Annotated in this window: 7 protein-coding genes and 1 rRNA gene; 2 read left to right on the plus strand and 6 right to left on the minus strand. The window is 71.0% G+C overall.

What is annotated here, in order from left to right; all coding sequences use genetic code 11:
- Positions 1-214: 214 nt before the first annotated feature.
- Positions 215-1738: ribosomal RNA gene (locus FB465_RS04720) — 16S ribosomal RNA — on the minus strand.
- A 693-nt stretch (positions 1739-2431) separates the two neighbouring features.
- Here FB465_RS04720 and FB465_RS04725 point away from each other — a divergent pair.
- Both FB465_RS04725 and ptsP read left to right on the plus strand, forming a co-directional pair.
- Positions 2432-2881, plus strand: coding sequence for a PTS sugar transporter subunit IIA (locus FB465_RS04725; protein ID WP_145787865.1), 450 nt, complete (start codon positions 2432-2434; stop codon positions 2879-2881).
- A 190-nt stretch (positions 2882-3071) separates the two neighbouring features.
- Positions 3072-4742 (plus strand): phosphoenolpyruvate--protein phosphotransferase, encoded by a 1671-nt coding sequence (ptsP, locus tag FB465_RS04730; protein WP_145787867.1) that lies wholly within the window; start codon positions 3072-3074, stop codon positions 4740-4742.
- Positions 4743-4817: 75 nt separating this feature from the next.
- Here ptsP and FB465_RS04735 read toward each other — a convergent pair whose 3' ends face one another.
- The 5 genes from FB465_RS04735 to FB465_RS04760 all read right to left on the minus strand — a co-directional run bounded on the left by FB465_RS04735 (position 4818) and on the right by FB465_RS04760 (position 11801).
- On the minus strand, positions 4818-6836 hold the full coding sequence (locus FB465_RS04735) for an acetoacetate--CoA ligase (RefSeq protein WP_211785720.1): 2019 nt from the start codon (positions 6834-6836) through the stop codon (positions 4818-4820).
- A 136-nt stretch (positions 6837-6972) separates the two neighbouring features.
- Positions 6973-8847: an adenylosuccinate synthetase gene (locus tag FB465_RS04745; protein WP_246192510.1), complete on the minus strand. Its 1875-nt coding sequence runs from the start codon at positions 8845-8847 to the stop codon at positions 6973-6975.
- Positions 8844-9836 (minus strand): hypothetical protein, encoded by a 993-nt coding sequence (locus tag FB465_RS04750; protein WP_145787870.1) that lies wholly within the window; start codon positions 9834-9836, stop codon positions 8844-8846. The genes FB465_RS04745 and FB465_RS04750 overlap by 4 nt, the downstream gene beginning before the upstream one ends.
- Before the next feature lie 10 nt (positions 9837-9846).
- The gene (locus FB465_RS04755; protein ID WP_145787872.1) at positions 9847-10908 is read right to left on the minus strand and encodes a BUD32 family EKC/KEOPS complex subunit; all 1062 of its coding nucleotides are present in this window, start codon (positions 10906-10908) and stop codon (positions 9847-9849) included.
- Positions 10905-11801, minus strand: a complete 897-nt coding sequence (locus tag FB465_RS04760) for an NUDIX hydrolase (RefSeq protein WP_145787874.1) — start codon at positions 11799-11801, stop codon at positions 10905-10907. Before FB465_RS04760 ends, FB465_RS04755 begins: the two co-directional genes overlap by 4 nt.
- Positions 11802-11849: the final 48 nt, after the last annotated feature.

Below are 11849 nucleotides of genomic sequence, written 5' to 3' on the forward strand. Positions count from 1 at the left end.
AGCGCTGTCAGTGGGACCGGCATCTCTGAAGCAACGACCATACGGCCGTTCCCTCAGGACCCAACAACGTGCCCGACACACCCGACCCATGAACCGTCTTCCACGCACCGAAGTGCAGTACTGGCGGTCATCAACCGAGCGTGCCGAATAGTCAACGTTCCACCCATGAGCAACCGTGCGAGACATTCGCTCGCAGTCGGCTATTGCTCCTTAGAAAGGAGGTGATCCAGCCGCACCTTCCGGTACGGCTACCTTGTTACGACTTCGTCCCAATCGCTGGTCCCACCTTCGACGGCTCCTCCCCTTACGGGTTAGGCCACCGGCTTCGGGTGTTACCGACTTTCGTGACGTGACGGGCGGTGTGTACAAGGCCCGGGAACGTATTCACCGCAGCATGCTGATCTGCGATTACTAGCAACTCCAACTTCATGGGGTCGAGTTGCAGACCCCAATCCGAACTGAGGCCGGCTTTTTGGGATTCGCTCCGCCTCGCGGCATCGCAGCCCTTTGTACCGACCATTGTAGCACGTGTGCAGCCCAAGACATAAGGGGCATGATGATTTGACGTCGTCCCCACCTTCCTCCGAGTTGACCCCGGCAGTCTCCTGTGAGTCCCCATCACCCCGAAAGGCATGCTGGCAACACAGAACAAGGGTTGCGCTCGTTGCGGGACTTAACCCAACATCTCACGACACGAGCTGACGACAACCATGCACCACCTGTATACCGACCACAAGGGGGGCTACATCTCTGCAGCTTTCCGGTATATGTCAAGCCTTGGTAAGGTTCTTCGCGTTGCGTCGAATTAAGCCACATGCTCCGCTGCTTGTGCGGGCCCCCGTCAATTCCTTTGAGTTTTAGCCTTGCGGCCGTACTCCCCAGGCGGGGAACTTAATGCGTTAGCTGCGGCACCGACGACGTGGAATGTCGCCAACACCTAGTTCCCAACGTTTACGGCGTGGACTACCAGGGTATCTAATCCTGTTCGCTCCCCACGCTTTCGCTCCTCAGCGTCAGTAATGGCCCAGAGATCCGCCTTCGCCACCGGTGTTCCTCCTGATATCTGCGCATTTCACCGCTACACCAGGAATTCCGATCTCCCCTACCACACTCCAGCCTGCCCGTATCGAATGCAGACCCGGGGTTAAGCCCCGGGCTTTCACATCCGACGCGACAGGCCGCCTACGAGCTCTTTACGCCCAATAATTCCGGACAACGCTCGCACCCTACGTATTACCGCGGCTGCTGGCACGTAGTTAGCCGGTGCTTCTTCTGCAGGTACCGTCACTTGCGCTTCTTCCCTGCTGAAAGAGGTTTACAACCCGAAGGCCGTCATCCCTCACGCGGCGTCGCTGCATCAGGCTTTCGCCCATTGTGCAATATTCCCCACTGCTGCCTCCCGTAGGAGTCTGGGCCGTGTCTCAGTCCCAGTGTGGCCGGTCGCCCTCTCAGGCCGGCTACCCGTCGTCGCCTTGGTGGGCCGTTACCCCACCAACAAGCTGATAGGCCGCGGGATCATCCTGCACCGCCGGAGCTTTCCACCCACCCCCATGCGGAGGCAGGTCATATCCGGTATTAGACCTCGTTTCCAAGGCTTGTCCCAGAGTGCAGGGCAGATTTCCCACGTGTTACTCACCCGTTCGCCACTAATCCACCCCGAAGAGCTTCATCGTTCGACTTGCATGTGTTAAGCACGCCGCCAGCGTTCGTCCTGAGCCAGGATCAAACTCTCCGTGAATGTTTACCCGTAATCGGGTGAGACACTCGCGTTGAGCGGCACGGCAACCACCGGAATAGGGTGATCCCGCGCACTGCGTCCTCGCTGTGTTTTTACTTCAAAAGGAATCTCCAACCCGGACCGAACGGTCCAGGCCGGGGATGTCAACATATCTGGCGTTGACTTTTGGCACGCTGTTGAGTTCTCAAGGAACGGACACTTCCTTCAAAACACTCTCGTGTCTCTCCGGGCGCTTCGTTCTTTTCTCCAGCTTATCAGATCCGTTTGCCTGGTCTTAACCAGATCTTTGCGGTTCCGACTCGCAATGTTCATCACCGGCTTGCGGCGACTCGACAAACGATAGCCCTTCCCGGCCCGAGCGCCTAATCGAGCCGCGCCGCCAGTCACCCGATCGGCCGAGCCCACCCGGGCGCGGCGGTCGCTCGCCTCGATGGTCGCCGCTCGGCCTGATGCCGTAGAGTGCGGCGCGTTGGCCAAGAGGACTAGACCACTTGAGCTCGCGGGAGCCGCCCCCACCTGGGGTGACGGTCCGGCGCAAGGGTTGCGAGGCGCCGGGATGCCCGGCGCAGCGTCCCGAGCGCACCCGTGGCTCCGTTGCGATATGTCCCAAGTTGACATGATTTAGGCTTCAGTCGATGTCGGCGCCGCTGTTCCGCGGCCGGACGCTGTGCTCCGTACCTGGGAGGCTCCACCATGACCACTGTGACGTCGCCGCTGGCCGGCCGCGCCGTAGGGCTCGCCGCCGTGCCCGACCCCGTCTTCGCCGGCGCGATGGTCGGTCCCGGCACCGCCATCGACCCGGTGCGCGAGGTCACCGATGCGGTGGCTCCGGTGGACGGCCTCGTCGTCTCGATGCACCCGCACGCTTTCGTGGTGGTGGACGAGGACGGTCACGGCGTTCTGACCCACCTGGGCATCGACACCGTCCAGCTGAACGGCGAGGGCTTCGAGCTGCTGGTCAGCAAGGGCGACAAGGTCAAGCGCGGCGACGCCGTCATCCGCTGGAACCCGGCTGCGGTCGAGGCCGCCGGCAAGTCCCCGATCTCTCCGGTCGTCGCCCTGGAGGCCGGTCCCGACTCGCTGAGCGACGTGGCCGAGGCGCTCGATCTCCGGTCGGGCGACAGCCTCTTCACCTGGAACTGATCTCCGCGCCGCTCCCGCCCCGGACCGCTCGGCGTCCGGGGCACAGGCGCACAGTGGTAGCGACAGTGGTCGCGGGCCCACTCCTGACAGGCCCCACCAGGCCGAGCACACCCGCCCCGCCGGACCCGGACGGGGCGGTCCAGCACAGGGCGGCCACCACCAGGCCGCATCCCAAGCGGAGACGGGTGAGATGGAAAAGACGCTGCGCGGCGTAGGTGTCAGCCACGGGGTCGCGATCGGCCAGGTCCGGCACATGGGTACTGCGGTCCTGGAGCCGCCCGCGACGCAGGTCCCGACCGAGGACGCGCCTCGCGAGCAGGCCCGGGCCCAGGCCGCCGTGGATGCGGTCGCCGCGGACCTGATCGCCCGCGGGAATCTGGCCGGCGGCGAGGCCCAGGCCGTGCTTGAGGCGCAGGCGCTGATGGCGCAGGACCCCGAGCTGATGGCCGACGTCAGCCGCCGGATCGCCGTGGGCAGCAGCGCCGAGCGGGGCATCTACGACGCCTTCGCCGCGTACCGCGCGCTGCTCGCCGCGGCCGGGGAGTACCTGGCCGGGCGGGTCGCCGACCTGGACGACGTACGCAACCGGATCGTCGCCCGGCTGCTGGGCGTGCCGATGCCCGGTGTTCCGGACAGCGACGAGCCGTACGTGCTGTTCGCCCGTGATCTCGCTCCCGCCGACACCGCGCTGCTCGACCCCACCCTGGTGCTCGGGTTCGTGACCGAGGAGGGCGGGCCCACCAGCCACAGTGCGATCCTCGCCCGCGCGATGGGCGTGCCGGCCGTGGTCGCACTTCCCGGTGCGACGGACCTGGCCGAGGGTGTCGTCGTCGCCGTGGACGGCAGCTCCGGCGAGGTGCTGATCGAGCCCTCCGAGGAGAAGCAGGAGGAGCTGCGCCGCGTCGCCGCCGAGCGCAAGGCGGCGCTCGCCGCCTCGTCCGGGCCCGGTCAGACCTCGGACGGGCACAAGGTCCCGCTGCTGGCCAACGTGGGTGGGCCCGCGGATCTGCCGGCCGCGCTGGAGGCCGGTGCCGAGGGCGTCGGCCTCTTCCGTACGGAGTTCCTCTTCCTCGACGACTCTGCGAAGGCGCCGAGCGAGGAGAAGCAGGTCGAGGCGTACCGGACGGTGCTGGAGGCGTTCCCGGAGGGCCGGGTGGTGGTGCGGGCGCTGGACGCCGGAGCCGACAAACCGCTGGACTTCCTGACGCCGGCCGACGAACCGAACCCTGCGCTCGGTGTGCGCGGTCTTCGGACGCTGCTGGAGCACCCCGAGGTGATGCAGACCCAGCTTCGTGCGCTGGCGAAGGCGGCGGAGGGGCTTCCCGTCCACCTCGAGGTGATGGCGCCGATGGTGGCCGACCGGGTGGATGCCAAGGCCTTCGCGGACGCGTGCCGCGAGGCGGGGTTGCGGGCGAAGTTCGGCGCGATGGTGGAGATCCCGTCGGCGGCGCTGCGGGCCCGGGCGATCCTGCAGGAGGTCGAGTTCCTGTCGCTGGGGACCAACGACCTCGCTCAGTACACCTTCGCGGCCGACCGCCAGGTCGGCACGCTGGCCCGGCTGCAGGACCCGTGGCAGCCTGCCCTGCTGGACCTGGTCGCGCTGGCCGCCGATGCGGCCAGGGCCACCGGGAAGAGCTGCGGCGTCTGCGGCGAGGCGGCCTCCGACCCGCTGCTGGCCTGTGTGCTGACGGGTCTCGGTGTCACCAGCCTGTCGATGGGCGCGGCGTCGATTCCCTACGTGCGGGACGCACTGGCCAAGTACACCCTGGCGCAGTGTCAGCGCGCGGCCGAGGCGGCGAGGGCGGCGGACACGGCGGACGAGGCGCGCGCCGCGGCGCAGCACGTGCTCTCCGGGGAGTAGGTCGTAAGCGGGACCCATCACAGGGGTGCGGGGAACTTCGCGGCGCAACCGCGCCGTTCCCCGCACCCCTGTCGGTCAGCTGCGGCGGTCTCGGCCGAGCTGCTCGAAGAAGCGCAGGTGGTCGAGGTTGTCGACGGAGCCGGGGTTGACGGCCTGGTCCAGCGGGGTGCCGGAGAGCAGGCGCTTGACCGGGACCTCGATGCGCTTGCCGGTGAGGGTGTGCGGGAGGCCGGTCACCGCGATCACCTCGTCGGGGACGTGGCGCGGGGAGAGCTCCGAGCGCAGGGTGGTGCGGATGCGGGCGCGGAGGGAGTCGTCGAGCGCCGCGCCGGGGGCGAGGACCACAAAGAGCGGCATCCAGTAGCCGCCCTCGGGCTCCTCCAGGCCGATGACCAGGGACTCCGCGATCTCGGGGAGGCGTTCGACGACCTCGTAGATGTCGGAGGAGCCCATCCGGACGCCCTGGCGGTTGAGGGTGGAGTCGGAGCGGCCGTGGATGACGACGGTGCCGCGGGACGTGACCGTGATCCAGTCGCCGTGGCGCCAGATGCCCGGGTACATCTCGAAGTAGCTGTCGCGGTAGCGGGCGCCGTCCGGGTCGTTCCAGAAGCCGGTCGGCATGGACGGGAGCGGCTTGGTGACGACGAGTTCGCCGACCACGTCGGTGTGGGGCTTGCCCTGGACGTCCCAGGACTCGACGGCGGCGCCGAGGCAGGGGGCCTGGATCTCGCCGAGGTACACCGGGAGGGTCGGGACTCCGCCGACGAAGCAGCTGCAGACGTCGGTGCCTCCGCTGACGGAGGCGAGCCAGACGTCCTGCTTGACCTCGTCGTAGATCCAGCGGAACCCGTCGGGCGGGAGCGGGGAGCCGGTGGTGCCGATGCAGCGGACGGCGGACAGGTCGAGGTCCCGGCCGGGGTGGAGATCGGCCTTGCGGCTGGCGATCACGTACGCGGCGGAGGTGCCGAGGATGGTGGCACGGGTGCGGGCGGCGACGGACCAGAGGGCGCCGGTGTCGGGGTGGCCGGGGCTGCCGTCGTAGGTGACGATCGTGGACCCGACGAGAAGGCCGGCGATGAGGAAGTTCCACATCATCCAGCCGGTGGAGGTGTACCAGAGGAAGCGGTCCTCGGGGCCGAGGTCGAGGTGGAGCGCGGCCTGCTTGAGGTGCTCGACCAGGATGCCGCCCTGGCTCTGGACGATGGCCTTGGGCAGGCCTGTGGTGCCGGAGGAGTAGAGCACCCAGAGCGGGTGGTCGAAGGGGAGGGGCTCGAAGACGGGTTCCGCCGTGTCCGAAACCAGGTCGTCCCAGTGGAGGGCGCCCTCGGGGGACGGGCCGCCGAGGAGCGGGACGTGGACGACGGTGTGCAGCGAGGGGAGCTCGCGGCGCAGCTCGGCGACGACGTCGGCGCGGTCGAAGTCCTTGCCGCCGTAGTGGTAGCCGTCGACGGCGAAGAGGACGACCGGCTCGATCTGCTGGAGGCGGTCGAGGACGCTGCGGGCGCCGAAGTCGGGGGCGCAGGAGGTCCAGACGGCGCCGACGGCGGCGCTGGCGAGGAGAGCGACGGCGGCCTGCGGGATGTTCGGCAGGTACGCGCTGACGCGGTCTCCGGGCCGGACGCCGCGCTCGCGCAGGGCGGCGGCGAGCGAGCCGACCTGGCGGCGGAGTTCGGCCCAGGTGAGGGTGACCGGCTCGTCGGTGGTCTCGTCGAGGTGGAGGATGGCGGGCTTGTCCGCGTTCTCCGGGGCCTCGCCGAAGCGGAGGGCGTGCTCGGCGTAGTTGAGGCGGGCGCCCGGGAACCACTGGGCGCCGGGCATGGCCGGGTCGGCCAGGACGGACTCGGGTGCGGTGCTGAAGCGCACCTCGAACCACTCGGTGATGGCCGCCCAGAAGCGGCTGAGGTCCTCGGTGGACCAGGCGTGGAGAGCGGCGAAGCGGGCGGCGGCCTCGTCGTCCGTGGGGACGGGGGCGAGGGGGGCGGCCGGGGCGCCGTGGTGTTCGGCGGCCCATGCCTGGAAGGCCACGATCTGGGCGGTGGCGGCGCGAGCGGGGTCGGGCCGCCAGAGCGGCTGGTCCTGGGGTGGGGTGCTCACGGGTGGTGGTCTCCCGGCCGAAGGTGGGGACGGGAGTGCTTGTGGCAGGGCCCGTCCGAGGTGGCTCTGACAGATCCAGACCCTGCCACGTGATCGTCGGCTGCGCCAGGGGGTCCCGGGCGGGTCGGTGGTTCGTCTACTGAAGGGACCGGAACTGCCCGCTGAACCAGGACTGGCTGACGCGGGTGTGGAAGGAGAAGGCGAGCGGGGTGGCGGGGGTGGCGAGCTGCCAGCCGTCGGTCTCGTCGGTGGGCTTGCTGGGCGGGAGTTCGGCGAGGTCGCGCGCCGGGAGCAGGCCGAAGAGGCAGAGGAAGCCGCCGGCGGTGTCGGAGTCGGTGGCGACCAGGGTGACGTCGGTGGAGTCGGCGTGGATGCCGGTCTCCTCGCGGAGTTCGCGGACGGCGGCCTGCTGCCAGCTCTCGCCGTAGTCGATGTAGCCGCCGGGGAGGGCGAGTTCTCCGTAGCCGGGTTCGATGGTGCGTCGGATCACGACCAGGCTCTGGCCGCCCTCCGGGAGGTTGACCGGGAGCAGGGTGACCACGACGGGGAGCGGGTTGCGCCAGCTCATCTCGGAGCAGCCGGGGCAGGTGCGCGGCCACTCGACGGTGCCGGGCGGGTAGGGCGTACCGCACCAGTGGCAGTGGGAGTTGGGCCCGTAGGTCGTCCGGTCGTCGGCCTCTTGAGTGGTCATGGGTCCGAGCGTAGCGGCCGGGGTGGGGCGCATGGGGAGGCGTTTGTGGCGCGCTGTCGGTCCGTACGACTCCATGAGCGCGGGGACGCCGAGGCGCTGGGTGATCTGCTCGACCCAGGACTGCGGATCGGGGCCGGGGTCGGTGAGGCTTCCGGGGCGGGCGCGCAGCAGGGCGGCGGTGAGCTGCGCCTGTGCGGCGAGGTCGCCGACGGCGCCGGTGGTGATGCAGTGGAGGGGTGCGCCGTCGAGCTCGTACGCCTCGCAGAGGCGCAGGTCGCGGTGGCGCGCGGGGGCGTCGAGGTGGGTGAGGGCGAGCGCGTCGGCACCGCCGGCGGCGGTGAGGGCGTAGCGGTGGGCGACGGTGTCGAAGTGGCCGAGGCGGAAGGCGCCCTGCCAGCGGCCGGTGTCGTTGTGCGGTTCGGGCACGGCGAGGGCCTTGGACTCGGTGGGGAGCGGGCCGGGGCCGTGGCGGGTGGTGTAGGTGCGCAGGACGCCGAGGCGGAGGGCGGAGCCCGGTGCACCGGCCTCGGCGAGCAGTGTCTCGGCGTTGGCGAAGGTGGTGGTGGACCAGGTGGTGTAGGGGTGGAAGCCGTGCCATTCGTCGAGCAGGACGCCCTGGGCGCCCTCGAACACGACCGGGCCGGTGCGCAGCAGCTCGGGCAGGTGGGCCTCGTCGGTGAGGCGGATGTGCTCGGCGAAGGCGTGGAAGGCGTCGGCGCAGTGGGCGGGCGGGGGCGCGGGGAACTCGCCGGGGCTGGTGTCGAGCTGGTCGGCGAGGCGGTCCCGGAGGAGGGTGAGCTTGCGCAGCAGCCGGGCGGGGCTGGTGCAGTCGGCGGCGGTGGGGGCGTCGCCGGGGTGGCTGAGGGCGTAGCGGGCGGTCTCGCCGATGCCGAGGCCGCAGGAGCCGTGGCGGGCCTGGCCGCGCCGCTGTTCGCGGAGGCGGTTGGCGGCGGCGTGGAAGGGGGTGGTGAGCAGGGCGCGGCGGTCGACGGTGAGCAGGGCGAGCGGGTCGGGCACGCCGAGGGCGGCGAGGTGGCGGGCCTCGGCGGCGAGGGCGAGCGGGTCGACCAGCATGAAGCGGGAGAGATGGGTGGGGACGCCGGCGAAGGTGCCGGAGCCGAACTGCGCGAAGGTGTGGTGACGTCCGTCGTCCGTCACCACGTTGTGGGCGGCCTGGGCGCCGCCGTTGTGGCGGACCACCGCATGGACGGGCCGCGCCCTGCCGGGGCCGTACGGGCCCCGGCAGAGGCGGTCGACGACGGTGCCCTTGCCCGCGTCCCCGAAGCCGAGATCGCAGACGATGACGTGATCGCTCGTCACAGTCGGGTGGTCCCGGCCGTGGCCTGGTCGGCCGGGTCGAGGAGGGACGCGCCGGGTACGGCAATGTCGCGGCTGCGCCGGGCGAGGCCGTCCAGGGCCTTGCCGACGGTGGCGACGGAGCCGGAGCCGAGGTCGGTGAGGTCGTCGAGGCCCTCTTCGAGGTCGATCGCCTCCTCCCCCAGCCCGACCGTGAGCGCGATGGTCTCGCAGACGGCGTCGAGGTCGTCGAGTTCGATGACGTTCTGGCCGAGCAGCTTGCGCCAGGTGCCGAGGACTTCGTCGCTTCCTGCGTACGCGGTGCCGGCGGGGAGGATGAAGTAGACGTCGTAGAGGCGGCGCAGCTCGGCGAGGATCGTGGTGATCGGGATGTCCTCGGCGAGGTCGTCCCCCAGGACGTCGCGGACCTCGCGGGCCTTGACCTTGCCGTACGGCTTCTCGTCGCCGATCAGGAAGAGGTAGCCGCGCCGGCCCCGGCGCTCGACGCAGTCGAGTGCGGTGTGCCGGGCCATGGCGTACATGGCGAGTTCGTACGACTCGGTCATCTGACCACCGCCGCCGCCCTCGAGCAGGATGTTGCCGAGGTGGTCGTCCATCCGGTTGTCGGACTCGAACTGGCCGAGCTGGAGCGGGACGCGGTCGCAGGTGGCGTCGCCGACGGCGCCGAAGAGGATCTGCGGGTGCTCGGTGTACCCCTTGCGCAGGAGCAGGCCGAAGAGCTCGGGGAGCTTGGTCTGCAGGACGCGGGGGACGGTCTGCATGGAGCCGGTGACGTCGAAGAGGACGGCGATGGCGAGCGAGGCGGGGTGTTCGTCGGAGTCGCGGCTCTCGCGGACGGTGAGGCCGCGCGGGTCGAGCGACGGGTGCGCCTTCCAGGTGTGGCGGGCGCCGCTGGTGGCGCGGTCGCTGTAGTCGAAGGCGCTGGTGCCGGAGGCGGCGCGGTAGTGCGCGGCGGCGTCGTAGACGTTGGTGGACCAGGTACCGCTTCCCATGGGGTGCTCCCTAGCGGGTGGTGGGCAGGTGGAACGGCCGGAAGGTGCGGGGGCCGTAGAGCCGGTGGAGGACCTCGTCGAGCTCGGCGAGGAGCTTCCAGGCGTCGTGCGGGCGGCGGGCCTCGGCGGGCAGGGTGCAGCCGGCTATGAAGGCCCGGAGCTGCTTCGGTGCTTTCGGCCCCATGAGCTGCTCGATGCAGCGGGTGGCGAGGTGGAGGTCGGTCGCCTCGGTGACGGGGCGCCGGGCGGGGACCTCGGGTGGGTACCAGCCGCGGTGGCGGTCGAGCAGGGCGGGCGCGGGTGCGTGCTCGCCGGTGGTGGCGTAGCACCAGTCGACGAGGACGAGCCCGTGCTGGGCGGGGTGGACGAGGACGTGCTCGGGGAGGACCGCGCCGTGGCGGACGCCGGCTCGGTGGGCGTACCCGAGGGCGACCAGCAGGCGGCGCCAGATCCAGGCGGCGTCGCGCGGGTCGAGGCCGTCGGGCCAGGCACGGTGGACGTCGGTGAGCGGGTGGAAGCCGTCGAGGCGGACCAGGGCGTTGACACGGCGGGCGGTGGCTGCGGGTGCGGTGGCGTCGTGATGGCGGAAGGTCTCCACCAGGGTCGGGGCGTAGGCGTGGAAGCGCCGGTCGCCGTGGCGGGCGAGGCGGGTGAGTGCGGCTGCCTCGCGCTCCATCAGGTCGTTGTCGGCGGCGGACCGGGGGATCTTGAGGAGGGCATCGGTGCCGGCGGTCTCCGCCGCGCGGAGGAGGGCGATGTCGCCCGTGGCGACGGGCGGGCCGAGGCGGTAGTGGTGGCGGGCGGTACGGAGCTCGGTGGCTGGGCCGCCGGTGCACCGGTGAAGCTCCCAGAGGTGGCCGAGGGAGACGAAGGCGGCCTGCGCCTCGGCGCGGTGGGCGGCCGGGGCGGCGTCGGGGTGGAGCAGGCGGGCGAGGCGCCGGTACCGGCGGGCGGCCTCGTGGAGGTCGGCGGGGAACAGGTCGTCCGGATGGGTGGCGCCGGCCACGGCGGCGAGTGCCTCGACGAAGCTGCGTGGCGTGGTGGGCGGCCGGGCCGGGCGGGCGGCGGTCACCGGACCTCCTCCTCACGGGCGGGGCGGAGCAGCGGTGGGTGGAGGAGCTGGGCGTCGCCGGCGTGGTACTGGCGGGCGCGGGGGCCTCCCCGGCTGCCGCCGCGGTCGGCCGTGGTGCCGATGCTCTCGACGAAGCCGGGGACGGAGAGCACCTTGCGGTGGAAGTTCCCGGCGTGGAGCCTCTCGTCCCAGACCGCCTCGTAGACGGCGCGCAGCTCGGGGATGGTGAAGTCGTGGCCGAGGAAGGCGGTGGCCAGCGGGCTGTACTCGATCTTCGCGCGGGCTCGGTCGAGGCCGTCGGCGAGGATCCTGGCGTGGTCGAAGGCGAGCTCGATGCCCGCCGGCTCGCTCGCGGCCCGCCCGCCGAGGCCACCCCCGTGGGTCTCGGCGGACGGGCCGGAGGATCCGGCGGCAGGCAGGTCGCCGGAGGCCCCGGCGGTAGGCAGGTCGAGCGAAGCGACCGGATGCCACGCCGCGGCCGCCGCGTCACTGCCCGCCCGAGGGTCGGGCAGGTCGGGTGCGAAGGCCAGGTAGGCCACCGAGACCACGTGCATCCGTGGGTCACGGTCCGGGGCGCCGTACGTCCCCAGCTGTTCCAGGTGGACACGGCTGAGCGCGGCGTCGGAGCCGGCCGTGCCGTGCAGGCCGGTCTCCTCGGCCAGCTCGCGGGCCGCCGCCTCCTCCAGGCCCTCCTCCCCCGCCCGCAGGAAGCCGCCGGGCAGCGCCCAGCAGCCCTGGTACGGCGGGCCGCCGCGCTCGACCAGCAGGACGTGCAGCCTGCCCTGCCGCAGCGTCAGGGCGACCACGTCGACCGTGACCGCCACCGGCGCGTAGGCCCGCGGATCGTACGCCGCCAGCCACTGCTGGTCGGCAGGCACCCGCTGCGCTGCCATGCCGCACCTCCCTCGATGACCTCTGGAGCCAGTCGTTCTCCGACTGAG

The organism is Kitasatospora atroaurantiaca, assembly GCF_007828955.1.
Classification (GTDB): Bacteria; Actinomycetota; Actinomycetes; order Streptomycetales; family Streptomycetaceae; genus Kitasatospora; species Kitasatospora atroaurantiaca.

Excerpts from the sequence above, each read along its gene's own strand:
- FB465_RS04725 (WP_145787865.1), top strand. The coding sequence starts at position 2,432 with ATGACCACTGTGACGTCGCCGCTGGCCGGCCGCGCCGTAGGGCTCGCC.
- ptsP (WP_145787867.1), top strand. The coding sequence starts at position 3,072 with ATGGAAAAGACGCTGCGCGGCGTAGGTGTCAGCCACGGGGTCGCGATC.
- FB465_RS04750 (WP_145787870.1), bottom strand. The coding sequence starts at position 9,836 with ATGGGAAGCGGTACCTGGTCCACCAACGTCTACGACGCCGCCGCGCAC.
- FB465_RS04760 (WP_145787874.1), bottom strand. The coding sequence starts at position 11,801 with ATGGCAGCGCAGCGGGTGCCTGCCGACCAGCAGTGGCTGGCGGCGTAC.